The organism is Desulfosporosinus sp. FKB (genome assembly GCF_002196705.1).
Lineage (GTDB): Bacteria > Bacillota > Desulfitobacteriia > Desulfitobacteriales > Desulfitobacteriaceae > Desulfosporosinus.
Window position 1 is genome coordinate 255,439 of record NZ_NADJ01000033.1, and the last position, 21,084, is coordinate 276,522.

Here is a 21,084-nt window from a genome sequence, read left to right on the forward strand (position 1 = left end):
CGGAGGGGAAGGAACTGACCTCATTGTTTAAGCAAAGTGAATTATATGACCTGATCAAAAAGGTTGAAGAAGGTAAGCGTCTGGATTTTGAAGACGGCGTTCGCCTAATGAAAAGCCGGGACATTTTGGCTCTCGGATATATGGCCAACCTGATACGTGAGCAAAAAAATGGCAACAAAACGTATTTTATCGTCAACCGGCATATTAATCATACGAATGTCTGTACGAATCTTTGCCATTTTTGTGCTTATGGAGTTAAAAAGGAAGACCCTCAGGCCTTTACGTTATCCCTTGAGGAAATTGAAAAAGCAGCTTTAGAAGCAACTCGAGAAGGAGTTTCGGAAATTCACATCCTCGGAGGCTTAAACCCGGATCTCCCCTTTGAGTATTATTTGGAGATGCTGCAGAGGGTAAAGGGGATTTTGCCTCAGGCCTGTATCCAAGCATTTACTGCCGTAGAGGTGGATTATTTTACCCAAATCACCGGATTTTCAGTGCAGGAAGTTCTGCAGAAGCTTATGGCAGCGGGCCTTGATTCACTGCCGGGAGGGGGAGCAGAAGTCTTTGCGCCGCGGGTCCGTGCCAAAATCTGTGAGAAGAAGGTTTCCGGGCAGCGCTGGCTGGAAATTCAAGAAGCAGCTCATGGTTTAGGGATGCGGACAAACGCTACCATGCTTTACGGTCACGTTGAGACTGCCGAGGAACGAATTGATCATCTTCTCCAGCTTCGGGACCTACAGGATCGTACTCATGGCTTTCTAACCTTTATTCCAATGCCCTTTTATCCCAAGAACACAAAATTAGAAGGACAAGTGGGAGTCGAAAGCACCACTGGTTTTGAAGATCTTAAAATGTTAGCAGTTTCCAGGATCCTTCTGGACAATTTTGATCATATTAAGTCATTTTGGATTATGCTGGGACCTAAGTTGGCCCAAGTTTCCCTGGCTTTTGGGGTCGACGATCTTGACGGAACAGTTGTTGAAGAGCGAATCATTCATTCAGCTGGAGCGGAGACAAGTCAAGTTATGAGCAAACGCGCTCTCATTACTATGATTCAAAAGGCTGGAAGAGATGCTGTGGAAAGGGATACTCTTTATCGTGTCCTAAAGACCAACTAGGATAGAGAGGGTGAGAAGGCATGAATTTAGAGACTTTAAAGATCATTGAGAAACGTATAGCCGGAGAACGGTTATCCCTTTCTGATGGCGTTCGATTGTTACAAGACGCCGATCTTCTATCCTTGGGGCAGGGAGCCGATCTCATTCGCAAGCAGATGCATCCGGATAAAGTTGTTACCTTTGTTATCGATCGAAATATTAATTATACCAATATCTGTTCCTGCCAATGCAAGTTTTGTGCTTATTATTGTAAACCGGGTGATCCTAAAGGATTTATTTTGTCAAGAGACGATTTACATGCTAAGATTGAAGAAACAGTTGCAGTCGGAGGAACACAACTCTTAATACAGGGAGGATTACATCCTGATTTAGGCCTGGAATACTTTGAAGAGATGCTGAGGGATATTAAAGCTCATTTTAACATCCATATTCATTCCTTCAGCCCGCCTGAAATCTGGGATCTGGCCGAAAAATCCAAATTGAGCCTGGAAGAGGTTATTGCCCGTCTCAAAAATGCGGGATTGGACTCGATTCCCGGAGGAGGGGCGGAAATTCTCGAAGATCGAGTCAGACATCTTATCAGTCCGAACAAAATAAAATGGCAGCAGTGGATGGAGGTTATGACCAAGGCTCATCGCCTGGGAATGAAATCTACTGCAACTATGATGTTTGGTCATGTAGAGACCTTTGAAGAACGCATCTTGCATATGATTCATGTCCGGGAAGCCCAGGATCAGACAAATGGGTTTACCGCCTTTATACCTTGGAGTTTTGCGCCCAGCAATACAGAACTGGGCGGAGAAGGAAGTACTGGTGTGGAGTATTTGCGAACTCTTGCAGTTGCGCGCTTGATGCTGGACAATGTCCCTAATATTCAAGCCTCCTGGGTTACTCAAGGTGCTAAAATGGCTCAAGTAGCCTTGCGTTTTGGAGCTAACGATTTTGGCAGTACCATGCTCGAAGAAAATGTTGTACGTGCTGCTGGAGTGCAGACTCGTGTTCCTTTACAGGAAATTGTCCGCTGCATTGAAGATGCCGGATATCAAGCAATTCAGCGAAATACATATTATGAGCGGTTAAAGGTCTACGGGAAGGAAGTGTAGCCGGATGCGCAGGCGACCACGTGGAGATGGCAATATGCCGCTCTTGGAACATGTTCTCGCTCTTCGTAAAGTACTCGTTATTGCCGCATATGCTGTAGCTATAGGAACTGTTCTGGGATGGTTTTTCAGTGATCAGGCGTTTGCCTATTTAGCTTACCCCGTCACCCGACTGAAAAATATCATGTTTATTACCACCACGCCGATGGAACCTATGTTGGTCAAGCTGAAAGTTTCTCTCTTGATAGGGGTTGCATTAGCTCTTCCGGTTATTTTATGGCAGGTTTGGGCGTTTATACTGCCGGCCTTAAAGCAAAAAGAAAAAAAATATCTTTATATGGTTGTTCCCAGTTCTCTCCTGCTCTTTATTTGTGGTGCGGCACTGTGCTTCTTTGTCGTTTTGCCGGTGGGGATTAAGTTCTTGCTTTATGCCGGCGGTGGTGCAGTTCAATCGACACCTTTTGTGACGAAAACTTCCTACTTGGGTTTTCTTATAACCTTTCTCGGGACCTTCGGACTTGTCTTTCAGCTCCCGATCGTTCTCTTAATTTTAATCCGCATAGGCTTGTTATCACCTAGAACTTTAGCTAAGAAAAGACGCTGGGCTCTTTTAATCATTATCATTTTGGCTGCCATTGTATCCCCGACGCCGGATTTATTTACGCAGTTTTTGATGGCGGCCCCCATGTATCTACTCTTTGAAATTAGTATTTGGCTGGGGTACATTGTTGCCCGGAACAGAGCAAAAGCCCTCGCAGCCAGTGAAAATTTAACAAAACGTGAAATTCAATGATGATGAGAAAGTCAGTTTATGGGATAAAGGGGGCAGAAAAATGGGCTTTACAGAAATCCTCCTAATTATGGGTATTGCATTGATTTTGTTTGGGCCAGAGGACCTACCGGAAATTGCCCGAACAATCGGCAAAATAGTCTATGAGGTTCGCAAAGCGACTCAAGATGTCACCAAGGAAATTCAGAATACAATTGATACCCCCAGCAATACGTTTAACAAAGCGTTGAATTTGGCGGACTATAAACCTGGGGATAAACCACCTCAGGCACAAATGGAAAAGGAAAAAGAAAAGCCTGAAACTGATGAAGAATTGTTGACGTTTGAGGATGAAAATCCAGCAGATCCGCTGGCGGATCTGCCATCAGATATGGTATCTTATGAAGAAAAGGGTGCGAGCAGGTGAATCGGTTTTGAAACAACTCTGGCTCTTTAATCAGATAAATTCAGATCTTCAACGGGTTGAAAAGGAACTTACCAAATTTGTGGAGACGGACTATCCGATTCTCCAGGATTCCGGTATTCATTTGTTAACTGCCGGAGGCAAACGCTTACGTCCGGCTTTTACTCTCTTAGCCGGAAAATTTTATGCTTATTCTTTAGATAAGCTCATCCCAGTGGCTATGGCTTTAGAGCTTATTCACATGGCGACCTTAGTCCATGACGATGTTGTGGATGCTTCCCTGACAAGAAGAGGCAGACCGACGGTTAAAGCCAATTGGGGAAATATAGTTTCTGTGGAAACAGGGGACTATTTGCTGGCCAAAGCTTTAATTCTCATCTCCCAAATAAATCATCCTGAGGTTTCTCGTATTTTGGCAGAGGTAAGCGTGGAAATGTGTCAAGGGGAGATCCAACAGATTAAAGCCTCTTTTGATGTGGAGCAAAACGTAAAGCAGTATTATTTCCGGATTAAAAGGAAAACAGCCTTGTTGATTTCTGCTTGCTGCAAATTGGGGGCTCTGGTTTCCGAGGCCCCGAGACACCAGGTCTGGGCTTTAGGAGCTTACGGACATTCTTTGGGCATGGCTTTTCAAATTGTTGATGATGTATTGGACATCACGGCTAAACCGTCTGAGTTTGGAAAACCCATCGGCGGGGATCTTCGCCAGGGAATAATGACCTTACCCATGATTCTGGCTTTGCAGTCGTTTCCCAGCGGTTCACATCTTCATGAGTTATTGAGGAAGGTTGATAAAACTGACGCTGAAGTCGCAGAGACGATTGAGCTGATTAAAGGGACAGGGGCAATTGATCAGTCCATGCAGATTGTCGATGCCTATATCAGCAAAGCCAAAAAACGCCTCCAAGATCTCCCGAAGGCTTCATCTCGCAAGGCTTTGGAAGATTTAGCTGACTTCATTGCCATTCGAAAATTTTAAGATATTACAGGAAAATTAGCCTTCCGTATGTTTGCTGCGGAAGGTTTTATATTCCATAAGACACATTATTTAAGTCCGATGTTAAGGCTGCATTCTCTCAAGATCGCTGGAGGCTGCGCTTGCTTGAATTCCGGTTTTGGAAATGATAAACTAGTACAAATGAGGGTTACATTGGATCTATGGCCTCGTAAGTGGAGAGCTAATAAGTCGGGTTTATAAAGCCTTTCATTTAAGGTTCGATAGACCCGGCTTTTGTGTGATACTCATCCTATTGCTGGCTTTATCGGCAGTAGCAGAGAGGCTTGGTAAGGAGGCAATCAAATGAAGGAACATCAAGAGAGTGCCGTGGACAAATTATGGCGCATCTTCAGTTCCATGAAATTAGGACTGGTTTTGCTGGGAGTTATTGCTTTTTTTGCAGGTGTAGGGACCTTATTTCCTCAGGCAGATGTTGATCCTGATAAAGCTCAGGCGGTGGGGAAGATATGGCAGGAGTTGGGATTTACCCATCTTTATAGTACATATTGGTTTCGTTTGTTATTAGGCGTCTTGTGTATTAACCTGATCATTTGCAGTATCCAAAGGTTTCAAGGGATTTATAATCGTACCTTTAAACTTCACCCCCCTGAAAACCGTACTAACATACCCAAGAAGGTTCAAGGGACTTGGAAGGGGGATAGGGAATCCCTTCGGAGTTCCGTTCAAAAAGTTTTACAGAGCAGGGGATTTAAAGTCGTCTTTGAGGAAAAAGATAAGCAATGGAGTTTTATCGCTATAAAGCGACGCTGGGGAAATTGGGGGTCTTTTATTACTCACTTGTCCTTTGTCGTTTTAGTGATTGGAGCCGTTATCGGCTCTTCAATGGGCTTTAAAGGATACTTAATGGCTGGAACTGGGACAACAGTTCCTATTCAATCTATACAAGTATCCCGAGGAACGGTGAAAGAAACGTTTGATGTCTTGATTAATTCAGCTGAAGACCGTTTCTTGGCCAATGGTCAGAGAGATAATTGGTATACTGATCTGAGTATTTTGGAAAATGGCAGGGTCATGGCCCGCCATACTATATCCGTGAATCACCCTTTTACCTATCAAGGGGTAACCTTCTATCAATCCAGTTTTATAAATGGCGTTCATTTGACCGCCGATGTCAAAGGACAAAAGGTTCCTGTTATCCTGGAAGACCGAGGCGGGAACTATTTCCAGGCCCCGGGGACGGACCTTTATCTCGTCGCTTCAGCTATAACCAGTGATCCTCAAAAACCTTCCATGCTTTTCGAAGTTTTTAAAGGTATGTCGGAGAATGCGGTGCAATCCGGACAACTTGATTTTGGACAAACTATTGACATTCAAGGTGCCTATAAGCTCACCCTCGATGGAAACTCTGGATTTACCGGCTTACAAGTTAAGCAGGATCCTGGGGTCATGGTTATCTGGTTAGGCTGTGCTTTATTGCTTCTGGGTCTAATATTGTCCTTTTATTGGCGCTCAATCCTTGTGGCGGGGATTTTTCAGGCTGAACAAGGTAATCAGGGTGAGATAACCATGGGAGTTTCAACAGGAAAGGTCGCCGGAGGCCTTAAAGAGTTATTCGACCGTTTAGTTCGGGAAATTCAAGCGAAATAGTGGATATATTGTCCGTGGAAGGGGAGGATTAAATCTTGAATCTGGGCTTACAAAATCTCGAATCGTCTGCTTTTTATGTTATGGTAATGGCTTATATTCTTTGTATGATGTTATACTGGGTTTGGATGGGCTTAAAAAGAGACCTGATTGGTACTTTGGCAACCTACGTTGCGGGCCTTGGCTTAATTGCCAATACCGCAGCGATTATTATTCGCATGGTGATTTCGGGGCATCCGCCGTTGTCCAATGGCTATGAGTTCCTTTTGACATTTGTCTGGGGGATTATGGCAGTCTATTTGTATATTGAGTATCGTTATAAGTTAAGGTCTTTGGGCGCTTTCGTACTGCCTATTCCCGTTTTGCTCCTGCTGTTTATTATCATGAGCATGGGTCCTGAAGAACGGGTAGCCCAGGCAATTCCTCCCGCTTTAAAGAGTCAATGGCTTACCTTCCATGTTGTGACAGCTATGTTGGCCTATGGAGCTTTTGCTATTTCCTTTGGTCTAGGGGTAATGTACCTTCTTAAGTTGAAAGAAGAAGGCAAGGGATGGGAAGCAAAACCTCAGGGAATCATAGCCCGTTTTCCTGATTTAGAGACTCTTGATGAATTGTCCTATAAAGTTGTTGGGTTTGCTTTCCCGCTTTTGTCCCTGTGCATTATTACCGGAGCTATCTGGGCAAATTATGCGTGGGGCACTTATTGGTCCTGGGACCCTAAAGAAACTTGGTCCTTAATTACTTGGATTATTTATGCAGCTTATTTACATGCCCGCTTGATGTATGGCTGGAAGGGCAAACGTGCGGCTTGGATGGCGGTTTTAGGTTTTGTAGCCGTACTCTTTACTTTTTTTGGCGTTAACTACTTCTTACCTGGATTACACTCTTATGCCCAATAGGAAATGTATTTATAGTAAGAAATCTTAAGGTTGGGCAGGGGAAATGTCTGAATAAGGCGAATTATATCTAGGAGAAAGTTGGAGAAGGTGACAGTGTTTTATGCCGCAGTTTTATCCGATTTTTATGGATTTGAAAGATCAGTCTGTTTTGGTCGTCGGAGGAGGCAACGTTGCACTGCGGAAGGTTCAAACCCTTTTGAGTAATGGTGCCGTTGTTCGGATTGTTTCCCCAAAAGTTTTGCCGGAACTGAGGACTTTAATTGATGACAGAGCATGTTATTGGCTGGAAAAAGAGTATTCTTCAGAAGATATTGGAGAAGCTTGCCTTGTTTTTTCCTGTACAGAGAATGAAGAGGTTAATCAACAAGTGTCACTTGATGCCAAAACACATCATCGTCCTGTAAATGTTGTGGACGATCCTGAAAAATGCAGCTTTATTGTTCCTTCCATTATGGAACAGGGCGATTTAAGAATTGCCGTTTCTACAGGTGGAAGCAGCCCCATTGTAGCTCGGCAAATTCGTCAGGAATTGGAAATGCTTTATGGTTCTGAAATGAAAGAGTATCTGTCCTTATTGAAAACCTGGCGTATCAAAGTAAAAACAAGTTTACCTCCCGAAAAACGGGGCGTTTTTTGGGATCGTATAACGGACGGCGAAGTAAGAAAACTTATTCAAGGGGATCGTCTATCCGAAGCGGAAGGAGTGATTAAACAGTGTTTCCTGTCGCTGTTGGATTAAACCACCAAAGTACACCTGTGGAAATCAGAGAAAAGATGAGTTTTCATTCCTCCCAGATTCAGGAGGCCTTAAAAACCCTCAGGAGTTATCCGGGGCTTGAAGGAGTATTAATCCTCAGTACCTGTAATCGTACTGAGATATACGCTGCAACGACAGACGTTGAGGTGGGTACCGCCTCGATCAAAAAATTTTTGTCGGTTCATCACGGTATTGAAGAAAAACTTCTAAGCCAATATCTCTATGTGCATACCCTTTACGATGCTATACGCCATCTCTTTCGGGTGACGGCAGGCTTAGACTCAATGGTTCGCGGAGAAACTCAGATCATTGGCCAGGTTGCCAATGCCTATCAGCAAGCTAATGACGCTGAGGTTACGAACAAGGCCATTAATGTCTTCTTTCAAACTGCTCTTTCTGTAGGCAAACGAATACGTACGGAGACTCAAATTGATCAACATCCTGTATCCATCAGCTATACGGCGGTTGAGCTTGCCAAGCAGCAGTACGGAGAGCTGCAAGGCAAAGGGATTTTAATTTTAGGTGCCGGCGAAATGAGCACCTTGACTATTAGAAATTTAGTAGCAGCCGGAGCCTCGACAGTCATGGTTTCCAATCGATCTTATGAGAAAGCAGTCTCCCTAGCTAAGGAATTTGCGGGACAAGCTGTACGCTTTGATGAAATGGATAAGTATCTGGAGACAGTTGATATTGTAATTTCGGCCACAGCAGCGACTCATTTTGTGATTCAACCTGAGCGCCTGGAGACGATCATGAAAAAACGTCAGGGCCGTCCCTTATTGCTCATTGATATAGCTGTTCCGCGCGATATTCACCCTGGGGTCAGAGAGCTTAAGAATATTACCTTGTTTGATATCGATGATTTGCGGGGAGTGATTGACCGGCATCATCAGGAACGCGAACTTGCTGCTCTCAAAGCAGAAAAGATCATTGATGAAGAAATGAATCGTTTCGTAAAATGGCATAATTCATTGTTTGTTGTTCCAACCATTGTTGCCTTGCAGCAAAAAGGTCAACAAATAAAAGATGTCCAACTCGAACGTGCCTTAGATCGGTTAGGCGGATTAACACCGAAACAAGAGAAGATTGTCAGGTCAATGGCTAACTCAATTGTTAATCAGCTTTTGCATTTACCAATCACCAATCTTAAAGAGTATGCATCCACATCCCAAGGGCATCTGTATACAGAGATTTTACAAAACCTTTTTGACTTAGACGTTGAAGAGGAAACGAAACGGCAAATGACCCTTGTGAATCAGCATCTTGGGCCTGTGCGTCATGGGAGGGCAGAATGAAGAACATTCGAATCGGAACTCGGGACAGTCAATTAGCCATGTGGCAAGCGGAGTGGGTGAAACACCAACTTGAGCTCCTCTATCCTCACCTTGGTTTTGAGCTCGTGCCGATGAAGACCAAAGGTGATAAAATTTTAGATGTGCCCCTGGCAAAAATCGGAGATAAGGGGTTATTCACAAAAGAATTGGAATACGGATTGTTAAATAATCAATTGGATATGGCGATTCACAGCCTTAAGGACCTACCGACAATTTTGCCGCAAGGTTTGCATATTTGTGCTTTTTGCGAACGAGAAGAACCAAGAGATGTTTTTTTAAGCAAGAATGGAAGACTCCTGAAAGAACTGCCTGAGGGAGCTTTGGTAGGAACAAGCAGTTTGCGCCGGAAGTCTCAGCTTAAACATTTCCGACCTGATCTGCGCTTTATGGATTTGCGAGGAAACCTGCAAACACGCTGGCGCAAACTGCAGGAGTCTGAAATGGATGGGATTGTATTGGCTGCAGCAGGGGTAAAACGATTAGGCTGGGAAGAGAGGATTACCCAAATTTTATCTGAGGATATAATGCTTTCAGCAGTGGGTCAAGGATCTATTGCTGTTGAAATTGCTGAACATAGGGACGATATTCGTGAATTGTCAGCTCAGCTTAATCACCCTGAGACCGAAAAAGCCGTTTGCGCGGAACGAGCGTTAATGCGCAGGCTTGAAGGCGGCTGTCAGGTTCCCATCGGCGCTTTGGGACAGATTAAGGCCGGAGAGATTCATCTTAAAGCAATGGTTTCCAGTCTCGATGGTAATCGCTTGCTTAAAGTGCAGGGGAAAGGGATTGATCCTGAGAAGGTTGGGGTCGAAGCTGCCGATCAATTGCTTAGCTTAGGAGCCGCAGAAATTTTAGCGGAAATTCGTTAGGAACTGAATTTAGTCTGTAGTCCTGGTGTTATGGCCTAAACTTGAGATTAAGTGCTTCAGATCACAATATATGGTTGAGGATTTGATATAATTAATGATAATCCCATGGTTTTAAACTCAAGGAACATGGGACGGTTCTAGATAATTAGAACCGTCCCCCTTTTCTTAATGGCATTTTCAGCATAGATAGGAGTGTTCTGTTTTGAATAAAGGATATGTATATTTAGTTGGTGCCGGTCCGGGAGATCCAAAACTAATTACCCTTAAAGGTTCTGAATGTATTGCCAATGCGGATGTTTTAGTTTATGACCGTTTGGCCTCCCGGAGGCTTTTGAATCTGGCACGTCCGGAGTGTGAACTTATCTATGTTGGAAAATCGCCGGATCGTCATACCCTTAAGCAGGATGAGATTAACCAGCTTCTCGTAACTAAAGGACTTGAAGGAAAAATTGTTACACGTCTTAAAGGCGGGGATCCTTTTGTATTTGGGAGAGGCGGAGAAGAGGCCGAAGCTTTGTTGGAAGCAGGAATTCCCTTTGAAGTGGTTCCGGGGATTACATCGGCTATTTCAGTTCCGGCTTATGCAGGAATTCCCGTTACTCATCGTGACTTAACCTCATCCTTTGCTGTCATAACAGGTCACGAAGATCCGACCAAAAATGAAACCGCAATTCAGTGGAATCATATTGCCCAATCCCACGGGACGCTTGTATTTCTCATGGGTATGGAGAATCTCCCTTTGATTGCCCAAAAACTTATGGAAAATGGAAAAGAACCGACTACCCCTGTCGGTATTATTCAATGGGGAACAAGGCCGGAACAGCGCACCCTGGTGGGATCGTTAAGTAACATTGCCGAAAAGGTCAAAGAAGAAGGATTTACCAATCCTTCGATTATCATTGTTGGCGAGGTCGTTTCTTTGCGGGAAAAACTTCAATGGTTTGAAAAGAAGCCTCTATTTGGCCAGAGAATTATTGTCACCCGTGCACGTCACCAGGCAAGTGAATTATCTCAAGTCATTGAGGCGCTTGGCGGGGAGGCATGGGAATTTCCGACGATTGAGATTGCTCCGCCAACAGATGGGTCTTTGTTATTGAAAGCTCTGAAAGACTTGAAGAGTTTTCAATGGCTCATTTTCACAAGTGTCAACGGAGTTGAAACGTTTTTTGCCGAACTACTGGAACAACAAGGAGACGTCCGCGATTTAGCGGGCATAGAGCTTGTCGCTATCGGTCCGGCCACAAAAGCAGCCCTGGAGAAACGAGGACTGCGAGTGGCTTTTGTACCTGAAGAGTATCGGGCCGAAAGGGTTGTCGAAGGTTTGAGGCACCGCGTTAAGGCAGGGGATAAGGTACTACTGGCCAGGGCTGAAGAAGCCAGAAATATTCTTCCTGATTCCCTTAAAGCCATGGGCGTTGAAGTTTGGGATGTTCCTGCCTATAAAACAATTCTCGGCAGTGCAAATCGGGCAGATCTGCAAAGGATGCTGCAAAATAAGGAAATTGATAGGGTGACGTTTACAAGTTCATCAACGGTGAAGAACTTTATTAAATTACTGGACGGAAAAACAGAGCTATTGCAGAATGTTTTGCTTTATTCAATTGGACCGATAACGAGTGCTACCGCCCGGGAAATGGGCCTGACAATCCACCGAGAAGCTTTAGAATATACCATTCAAGGACTTGTTGAAGCCTTACTGGAGGGAAAAAAATATGATTAGTATTACTAAGCTTCTATTTGATACTGAGTATTTCGGAGATTCCCTGCGCTACAGTCAGAATTCCCAGGGAGCAAAACATGGCACAACGACGGACTCCGGTCCTGTCGTTGTTTGGAACACGACACGTACGTGCAATTTGAAATGTGCTCACTGCTATATGGAATCTGATGCTCAAAAATATACAGGAGAATTAACGACTGAAGAAGGCAAGCATTTTATCGATGACTTGGCGGACTTTAAATCGCCTGTTATTCTTTTTTCAGGCGGAGAACCCTTAATTCGCCCCGATTTTTTCGAGTTGGCAGAGTATGCGATTTCCAAAGGATTACGGGCAACCTTATCAACCAATGGTACCCTAATTACTCCTGAGGTTGCCAAACGGCTGAAAGAAATTGGCGTGTCCTATGTGGGGATCTCCTTAGATGGCCTTCAAGATGTGAACGATAAATTTCGGGGTAAAGAAGGCGCGTTTAAGGCAGCTATGGAGGGCATTCAAAACTGTGTTGCCGTTGGCCAGCGAGTAGGGCTTCGTTTTACAATTAATCATCATAATCTGCAGGAATTAGATAAAATTTTTGATTTTATCGAAGCCGAAAATATTGACAGAGTCTGCTTTTACCATTTGGTTTATTCAGGCCGCGGCAGCAAAATGATCAGTGATGATGTCACTCCGGAAGAATCTCGCCGGGCAATGGAGACGATCATTCGTCGTACGCGGGATTTTGAAGAACGAGGATTAAAAAAGGAAATTTTAACCGTTGACAATCACTGCGATGGGGTTTATATGTACGTTCAAGCGCTTAAAGACGACCCGGAGAAGGCTGAAAGGATTAAGGGTCTGATTGGTCTTAACGGAGGGAACCGCTCAGGAATTGCCTTCGGCGAAGTTGACCCTATGGGGTATGTGCATCCTGACCAATTTACTCAACACATTACCTTCGGCAATGTTCGAGAACGTAAATTCGGCGATATTTGGACAGATGTTTCGCAGCCGATTCTGGCCGGGCTTAAAGATAGGAAGCCCTTGCTGAAAGGTCGCTGTGCTGCCTGCAAGTACTTGGCTATGTGTAACGGTAACTTCCGGACTCGTGCGGAGGCTGTGACAGGAGACTTCTGGGAATCTGACCCTGCTTGCTATTTGACAGACGAGGAAATTGGGGCAAGAGAATGAAATGGCTCGTGAGACTCCCACTTCTACAAGTGGGAGTGGCCCCGATGTTCAGCTGTAGCTGAACGCGTTCACTGGAGGATAGAAAGACTGCCTCTTCATGCGATGAGTTTACTCTTGTGGGCGAGGCAATTTCCCTTTGAGGTCGATAAAGTTTTGGAGCAGCAAAAATGCCTTGTGTTAGGATAAAGTATTTTTAGGAGGTAAGTGGCATGGATCTGAAAAGACGCCCGCGGCGCTTACGGGCAAGTGAGACAATTCGGAAGATGGTCAGGGAAAATCATCTTCGTATTGATGATTTAATTTATCCAATGTTTGTCATGCCGGGTGAGAAGAAGAGAGTGGAAATTTCTGCAATGCCGGGGGTATATAACTTTTCTCTGGACGAATTTGTAAAAGCTTTGGATGAAGTGGTAAAATTAGGGATACCTGCGATTTTGTTGTATGGAATTCCCGAGAGCAAAGACAGTGTTGGTTCAGGGGCCTATGCGGAGCATGGTATTGTCCAGGAAGCTGTGCGCATCGCCAAAAAATATTATCCTGATCTGTATGTTATTACGGATGTATGTCTTTGTGAATATACCGACCATGGACATTGCGGCCTGATTGAACAAGGACAGATTTTGAACGATCCGACGTTAGACCTTTTAGCTCAAACTGCGCTTTCTCATGCCCGGGCCGGGGCGGATATGGTAGCCCCTTCCGACATGATGGATGGAAGAGTTGCCGCTATTCGTGATTTGCTGGATAAGGAAGGTTATGCCCATATACCTATCATGGCTTATTCGGCAAAATTTGCATCAGGGTTCTATGGGCCCTTCCGCGAAGCGGCAGGTTCAGCGCCTCAATTTGGGGATCGCCGTACCTATCAAATGGATCCGCCTAACGGAAATGAAGCCATGCTGGAGACTTCGTTAGATGTTGAAGAAGGTGCAGATCTAATTATTGTTAAGCCCGCATTGGCCTATGGCGATATCATTTATCGCACCAAAGAAAGATTTGGACTGCCTATCGCAGCTTATAACGTCAGCGGGGAGTATTCCATGGTAAAAGCTGCAGCTGCCAACGGGTGGATTGATGAAAAACGTATCGTGATGGAAGCATTGGTCAGTATGAAACGTGCGGGAGCCGATTTATTGATTACGTATCATGCCCTTGATGTTGCACGTTGGTTAAACGAGGAGGGGCGTTTGTGATAGTATCCTGGCATACAACAAATGCTTGCAATAATGAAGGGGGCTACATGGCTGAGGAGCCGTGGTGCTTGTATCAAGGAAGGAAGGGGGTTTAGTATGGATTCTGCCGATCGTGCTTTACTTAACGAGATCCAGAAACAATTTCCTATCGACATTCATCCCTACAAAATTCTTGGCCAAATTGTAGGTACGACAGAAGAAGATGCCTTCTCGCGGATTCAAGAACTCCGCCATGAAGGAATTATCCGTCGCCTGGGCGGAGTTTTTGATTCGCGGAAGTTAGGTTATTTTAGTACCTTGTGTGCAGCAAAAGTTCCGGAAGAGAAAATTCCGGCTCTAGCCAAATTGATTAATAAAATCCCAGGTATAACTCATAATTATGTACGCAATCATGACTATAATGTCTGGTTTACATTGATAGCCCGTTCAGAAGAAGCTGCAGAGCATATCATTCACAAAATTCGCACGGATTTAGGTATTTCTGAGGTCTATAACCTTCCGGCAACGCACTTATTCAAAATTAATGTAAACTTTGATTTTAGCGACGAAGAAGATACTCAGGAAGAACCGTTAATTTCTCCGGAAAACGGAGAAAAGGCTATAACCCATAGTGCAAGCAGTCAACCTTATGATTTAACGAATGATGATATAGCTGTAATTCAAATAATTCAAGGCGATTTACCGGACTCACCAACCCCGTTTAGTGTATTGGCCGAAAGGCTCAACTGGCCGGCTGAGAAGTTGATTTCCCGTGCCAGGAACCTATTGGAAGCTAATGTTTTGCGTCGCTTTGGTGCAGTATTGCGGCACCAAAAAGCTGGTTTTGTCGCCAATTCAATGGGCGTTTGGCAGGTTGAGCCTGCTCGCGCAGAGGAGGTCGGCAAAATAATGGCTCAATTTAAAGAGGTGAGTCATTGTTATGAAAGACCAACCTTGCCTGATTGGCCGTATAACATATTCACAATGATCCATGGGAGAACCAATGAAGATTGCGAAGAAATCATGAAGAGAATTTCTCAGGCTACAGGTATTACAGAGTTTTCCATGATTTTTAGTACAGCTGAATTGAAAAAGAGCAGCATGCAGTATTTTCTTGAAGAAGAGTCGTTTTAGATTCGTTAAAGGGGGTCATTCACTTGCCGTTTGTTGATAAAAAAAGCAGCCAAGCCTTTGCTAAAGCCAAAAGAGTTATTCCTGGCGGTGTTAATTCTCCGGTAAGAGCCTTTAAATCGGTAGGCAGAGATCCTGTATTTATTGATCGGGCTGAGGGTGCTTATATCTGGGATATTGACGGCAATCGCTATCTGGATTATGTGGGTTCCTGGGGGCCGCTCATTGTCGGTCATGCTCATCCTGAGGTCGTGGCAGCGATTAAACGAGTGGCAGAACGAGGAACAAGCTACGGTGCGCCGACGGAAGTCGAAACTGACCTGGCTGAGGAAGTGCTTAAAGCATATCCCTCAATGGAAATGATTCGCATGGTCAACTCCGGGACGGAAGCTACGATGAGCGCCTTGCGTCTGGCCAGAGGCGTTACAGGCAGAACAAAGATTGTCAAATTTGAAGGCTGTTATCATGGGCATGCCGATCAGCTTTTAATTAAGGCCGGAAGTGGTGCTCTGACCTTTGGTGTGCCGACATCCCCCGGTGTCCCTCCGCAAACTGCAGCGACAACTATTTCGGCAAAGTATAATGATCTGGAAGGACTTCGGGAAATTTTCCAACGTGAAGGGGAAGAGATTGCCGCGGTAATTCTCGAACCGGTTACAGGCAATATGGGTGTGGTCTTGCCGGAAGAAGGTTTCCTGCAGGGTGTCCGCCGTTTGACGGAAGAGTACGGTTCATTGCTGATCTTTGACGAAGTGATGACGGGTTTTCGCATCAGCTATGGCGGCGCCCAAGCATATTTCGGAATTGATCCGGATTTGACCTGTTTGGGCAAGGTGATCGGCGGAGGCCTGCCTGTAGGGGCTTACGGCGGGAAAAAACGTTATATGGAGCAAATAGCGCCCAGTGGTCCTATTTATCAAGCAGGGACCTTATCAGGAAATCCCTTGGCCATGAATGCCGGATTGACTACTCTCAAATTATTACAACAACCCGGTGTTTATGAGGAGCTTAATCGCAAGACAACTCGCCTGGCGGAAGGTTTAAAACGTATTGCTCAAGAGGTTGGGCTCCCCGTATGGGTCAATGCTCTCGGGGCCATGTTTTCCGTCTTTTTTACCGAGGGTCCTGTTAAAGATTATGCAAGCGCCTGTACATCAGACGTCGAACGGTTTGCCAAGTACTTCAGTGGCATGCTTGAAAAGGGTATTTACTTTGCGCCGAGCCAGTTTGAGGCAGTTTTCTTATCGACGGCACACACTGATGCCGATATCGATAATACTCTTGAGCAAGCCCGTTTAGTCATAAAAACCTTCTAGAAAGGCCAAAGTGTCGGTGCCAACTGGCTGCCAGAGCAACGACACTATGATAAATACCGGCAAGTGTGATTCGACAGGGGTGCTTTAAATCTATGGACAGAAAACGTTTATTAAGAACTTTCATTACCGTGGCTTTGTTTGGAGCTTTAGTTGCCGTTATCATTATTTCGCAAAATCATGATCCTTCTAATCCACACGCTTCAATTCCTAAAGATGTTTGGATTAACGGGCCACATGGCCATGGCTATGCGGTCAATAATAATCAGCAGCCTTGGAAACAATGTTATCCTTGTCATGAAAAAAAAGGTCTTGGCGGGGAAGAATTTTGCCAGAGCTGTCATGAAAAATCAAAGGTCAATGTAACCTTGCCCAAGAAACCCTCCTAATTGTCATTTTTGACGTTCTTTGCTATTCCTGATCTCGGGACATTCACGATCAAACAATTAATGGAATAATATGGTACGTGAGGATGGCTGGGAGGGGACTTGGTGTGAACGAAGAAGAACGTGTTAATTTGCTCGAACGTTTAGAAGGATTGAGAAATTCCAAAGTCTTAGTCTATTTTTCATATTCTCCGCTGGATGATTCCATTTTAGTACCTCTGTATAAACAACTGAAGAAGATTGGACCGACTCCAAAAATTGATTTGATCTTGCATAGTTATGGCGGAACTGTAGATACTCCTTATAAAGTGGTTATGTTAATTCGCGAGTTTTGCCAGGAGTTTTCTATTATTGTCCCTTTTGCGGCTAAGTCCGCCGCATCGATGTTGGTCCTCGGAGCTGATGAGGTCATCATGGGGCCTCTTTCTGAATTGGGACCTATTGATCCTCTCGTTAAACATCCTGTGTATAAGGATATTCTTGTACCAGTTCAAGCCGTTTGGCATTGTTTTGATTACTTGCAGCGATCAATAACTACCAGCGGTGACCCTGAAGTTGTTTCGTTTTTGGCAACTCCAATGCTCAATAAGCTTGACCCTTGGCTTATTGGTGATTATGAAAAAACAATTAAGGCTTCACGTCAATATGCGGAAATATTGATGTCAAACTACATGTTCAAGGATTCTCCGGAACGTATTGAAAGGGTGGCTCGGGCATTAACTGAGGGCTATTTTTCCCATGGATATCCTATAGGGCATCAAGAAGCCAAGGAGCTTGGTTTGAATGTTACTGTGGCTCAGGGTGAATTATGGGAGGTCATTTGGAACTTATATCTCGCTTACGAAGAAATCTTTAACGAAAAGTAAATCATCTTAAAAAGCAAGTTATATCTCGAAGAGATATCATATCGAAGGAGCTGAAGAAAAAGACTTGCTTTCATGCAGTCTTTTTCTAACTTTCCACAAAAAACATATTGCTTGTTGTTTCGCAATACGATAGGATTAACTTGTACTATATTCTAATTTCAAGACGTTATAGTTTTCTACTGTATTATAGTCAAAATTTTATGGAGGTGGATCAGATGTTGACAACGTTTGGTTTTGTGTCCCCTTTGGAGGCAGGTATCTTTCTGGTTATTGCCTTAGTTATTTTTGGTCCGGGAAAATTGCCGGATGTGGGGAAAGCTTTAGGTAAGGGGATCAAAGAATTTAAGACAGCGAGTCAAGGTGACGAGACCGGGCCAAATCCTCCGGAAAATAAAGCAGTTAATCTGGATAAAGCCGAGTGAACTCGTTCAGTTAAAGCTGAACATCGGGGCTATAAAAAGACGGGGTTAACTGCACCCCGTCTTTTTTGTACTTTTAGAAAGGGTAACTTAAAGTATAACTTTAAGTTACCCTTTCGGTTATAGTTGCATACATAAGTATAGCCAACGGCTACCGCTCTTGCCGAGACTCGGAGTAAACATGGTTCTCAAAGCGTCTTATTGAAGTGGTTTAAATTTATCCTTTGCTTTTTGAACCTCTTGGGCTTCAGCATCAGTCGTTGGATACCAGCCTTTTGAATTCATGATGTTGTAAAGATTTTCATGAATATTATGCTCTTCATCGAGAATCGTCTTCAGGTTTTGTCTTAAATTGGCACAGGTAGATTCGGTGATGAAGGTATTTACAGTTGATGTAACATGTTTTTCACTTGTCAGCAGGTCAGTGATGATTTCTTGTTCTGACAATGTGGTCTGTGTGGCCAATTAAATCACCCCTTTCTGGTAAGGTTTCTGCTCTCGTCAATTTGTTAGATGTTGTTTTCATTTATTGATGAGAATTAAGATAATTGAGCAAGGTATCATAGTGTTTCCGATGCAGCTCAGAAATTGAAGATAGTTGCGAGCTGACTGCCGGGTCTTGAACAGTTTGGGATGCTTGAGCGAACTTGTGGACAAGTAATGCTTCAGCACCAAGTTGATCATTTAAGATGGCCAGGTTTTTGGCTGTCAGTTCAGGTTTTGTTGTGTTCATGGTAAACCTCCCCTCTGTCATAATGATTTTAGTATTCCCCTTCCGTTTAAGAATATGTTTTCTAAATATTGGACGGAGTTAAGTACCAAGGGGTAGGTGTTGAAAAAGGTTGAGGAATGCAGATATTTGGCAAGACTATATCTGAAGTCCAACGCCTTAAACAAAACAAGGAGAACAAGGAATGAGCATAGTTAAAAAGAGGTCTGTCAATCGGGCAACATTAATCTATAATTTTGTGACTAAGGTTTTTCCCATGGTTAAAGAAGAACTTATGATCTGGCAGCAGCGGGCTGAATTAATCCCTGATTCCCGTCTTAGCAGGCAGGCCCAGGAAAGTATTCGTCTCAAAGCGTTTCACTGCCAAGGAGGCAGCATCTATGCTTTATATCCCGGTGCGAACCTAAGAGAGACAGTGCGATTTATAGTCGCTTATCAGACTATAAGCGACTATCTGGATAATTTAGTGGATAGCTTAGACGTAGAGAATGAAATGGCCTTTGCTCAATTACATCTGGCGATGGAGGAAGCGTTGCTGCCAAAGGTCGATCTGTCAGATTATTACAAGTATTATCCTTATCAGCAGGATGGAGGGTATCTCGAGCAACTAGTTCGGACATGTCAAGCAAGCCTTAAAGACTTACCATCCTATGATCTTGTTCAAGAAACAGTTTTAGATTTGGCTCGGCTTTATTCAAAGCTACAAACCTATAAACATTTAGCCGCCGCCCAACGAGAGTCCGTTATGCTTCAATGGATTGAGCCTTACACGAAACTCTACCCGGCAATTACAGCCTGGGAGTTTGCGGCTGCAACAGGATCAACCTTAGGAATTTTCCGTTTGTATGCAGCTTCTCACGATGTCCATTTAAGGGAAGATGACATTGCCAAAACACGTCAAGCTTACTTTCCTTGGATCTGCGGTTTGCATATTTTGTTAGACTATTTCATTGATCTTCGTGAAGATCGTGAAACGGACCAGTTGAATTTCGTAGCATACTATTCCAGTTCGGAGAGAGTATCTGTTCGCTTGAAACTTTTTGTCAGAAAGTCTCTTGAACAGGCAGCTTCACTTCGGTTTGTAAAATTCGAACGAGCTGTCGTTCAAGGCCTTCTCGCTATGTACTTATCGGACGGCAAAAGTCAGGATCGGGAAATACGCTTAATAACCAGGCAATTGCTCAATGGTAATGGTGTAGGCGTAAAGGTGCTCTTTTGGCTGTGCAGTCAGTTACGAAAGCATAAGCGCCTTTAAGATGTTCGCAGCAAAATGGAGTCTGAAAGATTTGTGAGAGCTGTTCGGTAAGGACTCGCAGGAATTTTGCCTAAGCAGTTTTTTGCTTTGTCAATACACTGAGTAGCCGTGAGATAAGCTTGCTCCAGGGAGCGGGAACTTATTAAGGCTTCATTAATACTTTGGAGTCCTTGACGGTTAATTTTATGAGAACTCAAGATCTCTCGCAGCCATTCGCCATAAACTGGGTTATCCATAAGATAGAGAAGGGGCAGTGTTATGTTGCCATTAAGCAGATCGCTTCCTACAGGTTTACCTAATGATTCCGAGCTGCCGCTCAGATCGAGAATATCATCAGTGATTTGATACGCATACCCAATATTTAGTCCGAATTCGCGAAAGGCTTCGATTTCTTCGGTCCCGCCGTCTGCCAATAGGGCACCTGATTGGCAGCAGGCAGCCAGAAGAATTCCTGTTTTTTGGGCAATTCTCTTAAAATATTGCTCCTTTTCAATAGTATCGGAGAATTGTGCTTCGGCTTGATTCACTTCTCCGGCACACATGGCTTGAATTGCCTCGATAAAATAGCGCATAGTTTTTAATAACTGTTCTGTAGAGAGTATATTGAACGCTTCGGCAAAGAGGTAATCTCCCGTGAGAATGGCCGCATGATCACCATAGATTGAATTCATTGTCGGTTTACCACGTCTTGTCGCAGATTCATCAATGACATCGTCATGAATTAAAGAGGCCATGTGAATCATTTCGGCGGCAACTGAAGCTTTAATCATTAAAGAGTTTAAAGGGCCAAAGCACATTCCACTGTAAAGCGTCAGGAAAGGACGCACTCTTTTACCGCCTGATTTTAATAAAGTAACACAAGCTTTTTGAATTAAACCATCAGCTTTCTTAAGTATTTCATGAAGTTGATCTTCTACAAATAGTAATTCAGGAAATCTTAAAGCGTCTAACGTTGCTTTTGGGGAGTTATACAGTTGTTGAATACTCATTGCATCAGCCTCAGCCCTCTATTTAGAATACAAATCGCCTTTATATTATGTCTGAAAGGA

At 44.0% G+C, this 21,084-nt stretch carries 22 protein-coding genes; 19 read left to right on the forward strand and 3 right to left on the reverse strand.

Annotated elements, in window-relative coordinates:
- The first annotated feature begins 14 nt into the window (after window positions 1–14).
- The 18 genes from mqnE (at window position 15) to B5Y67_RS12375 (ending at window position 18,053) form a co-directional block, all read left to right on the forward strand.
- Window positions 15–1,118 carry an aminofutalosine synthase MqnE gene (gene mqnE, locus B5Y67_RS12290; RefSeq protein WP_170932687.1) on the forward strand — a complete coding sequence of 368 codons (1,104 nt, stop codon included), beginning with the start codon at window positions 15–17 and terminating at the stop codon, window positions 1,116–1,118.
- Between the two features lie 20 nt (window positions 1,119–1,138).
- A complete protein-coding gene (mqnC, locus tag B5Y67_RS12295) occupies window positions 1,139–2,221 on the forward strand; it encodes a cyclic dehypoxanthinyl futalosine synthase (protein WP_088226715.1) in 1,083 nt (360 codons plus the stop codon).
- 4 nt (window positions 2,222–2,225) lie between these two features.
- Window positions 2,226–3,011: a twin-arginine translocase subunit TatC gene (gene tatC / locus B5Y67_RS12300; protein WP_088226716.1), complete on the forward strand. Its 786-nt coding sequence runs from the start codon at window positions 2,226–2,228 to the stop codon at window positions 3,009–3,011.
- 40 nt (window positions 3,012–3,051) lie between these two features.
- Window positions 3,052–3,414, forward strand: a complete 363-nt coding sequence (locus B5Y67_RS12305; protein ID WP_088226717.1) for a twin-arginine translocase TatA/TatE family subunit — start codon at window positions 3,052–3,054, stop codon at window positions 3,412–3,414.
- 7 nt (window positions 3,415–3,421) lie between these two features.
- Entirely contained in the window at window positions 3,422–4,390 is a 969-nt protein-coding gene (locus B5Y67_RS12310; protein ID WP_088226718.1) for a polyprenyl synthetase family protein, read from the forward strand.
- Between the two features lie 321 nt (window positions 4,391–4,711).
- A complete protein-coding gene (locus B5Y67_RS12315) occupies window positions 4,712–6,016 on the forward strand; it encodes a cytochrome c biogenesis protein ResB (protein WP_088226719.1) in 1,305 nt (434 codons plus the stop codon).
- Window positions 6,017–6,051: 35 nt separating this feature from the next.
- Window positions 6,052–6,912: a c-type cytochrome biogenesis protein CcsB gene (gene ccsB, locus B5Y67_RS12320; RefSeq protein WP_088226720.1), complete on the forward strand. Its 861-nt coding sequence runs from the start codon at window positions 6,052–6,054 to the stop codon at window positions 6,910–6,912.
- 100 nt (window positions 6,913–7,012) lie between these two features.
- Window positions 7,013–7,651 (forward strand): bifunctional precorrin-2 dehydrogenase/sirohydrochlorin ferrochelatase, encoded by a 639-nt coding sequence (locus B5Y67_RS12325; RefSeq protein ID WP_088226721.1) that lies wholly within the window; start codon window positions 7,013–7,015, stop codon window positions 7,649–7,651.
- Window positions 7,627–8,964, forward strand: coding sequence for a glutamyl-tRNA reductase (gene hemA, locus B5Y67_RS12330; RefSeq protein WP_088226722.1), 1,338 nt, complete (start codon window positions 7,627–7,629; stop codon window positions 8,962–8,964). The genes B5Y67_RS12325 and hemA overlap by 25 nt, the downstream gene beginning before the upstream one ends.
- The gene (gene hemC, locus B5Y67_RS12335; protein ID WP_088226723.1) at window positions 8,961–9,872 is read left to right on the forward strand and encodes a hydroxymethylbilane synthase; all 912 of its coding nucleotides are present in this window, start codon (window positions 8,961–8,963) and stop codon (window positions 9,870–9,872) included. The genes hemA and hemC overlap by 4 nt, the downstream gene beginning before the upstream one ends.
- A gap of 202 nt (window positions 9,873–10,074) precedes the next feature.
- Window positions 10,075–11,592: a uroporphyrinogen-III C-methyltransferase gene (cobA, locus tag B5Y67_RS12340; protein WP_088226724.1), complete on the forward strand. Its 1,518-nt coding sequence runs from the start codon at window positions 10,075–10,077 to the stop codon at window positions 11,590–11,592.
- Window positions 11,585–12,763, forward strand: a complete 1,179-nt coding sequence (gene nirJ1 / locus B5Y67_RS12345; RefSeq protein WP_088226725.1) for a putative heme d1 biosynthesis radical SAM protein NirJ1 — start codon at window positions 11,585–11,587, stop codon at window positions 12,761–12,763. The genes cobA and nirJ1 overlap by 8 nt, the downstream gene beginning before the upstream one ends.
- A 209-nt stretch (window positions 12,764–12,972) precedes the next feature.
- Window positions 12,973–13,956 carry a porphobilinogen synthase gene (gene hemB / locus B5Y67_RS12350; RefSeq protein ID WP_088226726.1) on the forward strand — a complete coding sequence of 328 codons (984 nt, stop codon included), beginning with the start codon at window positions 12,973–12,975 and terminating at the stop codon, window positions 13,954–13,956.
- A gap of 96 nt (window positions 13,957–14,052) precedes the next feature.
- Entirely contained in the window at window positions 14,053–15,069 is a 1,017-nt protein-coding gene (locus B5Y67_RS12355) for an Lrp/AsnC family transcriptional regulator (protein WP_088226727.1), read from the forward strand.
- Window positions 15,070–15,092: 23 nt separating this feature from the next.
- Entirely contained in the window at window positions 15,093–16,382 is a 1,290-nt protein-coding gene (gene hemL / locus B5Y67_RS12360) for a glutamate-1-semialdehyde 2,1-aminomutase (RefSeq protein WP_088226728.1), read from the forward strand.
- A gap of 92 nt (window positions 16,383–16,474) precedes the next feature.
- On the forward strand, window positions 16,475–16,768 hold the full coding sequence (locus B5Y67_RS12365) for a hypothetical protein (RefSeq protein WP_088226729.1): 294 nt from the start codon (window positions 16,475–16,477) through the stop codon (window positions 16,766–16,768).
- A 104-nt stretch (window positions 16,769–16,872) separates the two neighbouring features.
- Window positions 16,873–17,631, forward strand: coding sequence for a peptidase (locus tag B5Y67_RS12370; protein ID WP_088226730.1), 759 nt, complete (start codon window positions 16,873–16,875; stop codon window positions 17,629–17,631).
- A 215-nt stretch (window positions 17,632–17,846) separates the two neighbouring features.
- Window positions 17,847–18,053 carry a twin-arginine translocase TatA/TatE family subunit gene (locus B5Y67_RS12375; RefSeq protein WP_088226731.1) on the forward strand — a complete coding sequence of 69 codons (207 nt, stop codon included), beginning with the start codon at window positions 17,847–17,849 and terminating at the stop codon, window positions 18,051–18,053.
- A 195-nt stretch (window positions 18,054–18,248) separates the two neighbouring features.
- Here the strand turns inward: B5Y67_RS12375 and B5Y67_RS12380 are convergent, their stop codons facing one another.
- A complete protein-coding gene (locus B5Y67_RS12380; protein ID WP_088226732.1) occupies window positions 18,249–18,515 on the reverse strand; it encodes a spore coat protein in 267 nt (88 codons plus the stop codon).
- A 61-nt stretch (window positions 18,516–18,576) separates the two neighbouring features.
- The gene (locus tag B5Y67_RS12385) at window positions 18,577–18,783 is read right to left on the reverse strand and encodes a hypothetical protein (RefSeq protein WP_047809385.1); all 207 of its coding nucleotides are present in this window, start codon (window positions 18,781–18,783) and stop codon (window positions 18,577–18,579) included.
- Between the two features lie 181 nt (window positions 18,784–18,964).
- Between B5Y67_RS12385 and B5Y67_RS12390 the strand changes: the two genes are divergently transcribed.
- Complete coding sequence (locus B5Y67_RS12390) at window positions 18,965–20,035, forward strand: tetraprenyl-beta-curcumene synthase family protein (protein ID WP_088226733.1); 1,071 nt, start codon at window positions 18,965–18,967, stop codon at window positions 20,033–20,035.
- On the opposite strand, the gene B5Y67_RS12395 is transcribed toward B5Y67_RS12390, so the two are convergent.
- Window positions 20,032–21,024 (reverse strand): polyprenyl synthetase family protein, encoded by a 993-nt coding sequence (locus B5Y67_RS12395; RefSeq protein ID WP_088226734.1) that lies wholly within the window; start codon window positions 21,022–21,024, stop codon window positions 20,032–20,034. The genes B5Y67_RS12390 and B5Y67_RS12395 overlap by 4 nt on opposite strands.
- Window positions 21,025–21,084 lie beyond the last annotated feature (60 nt).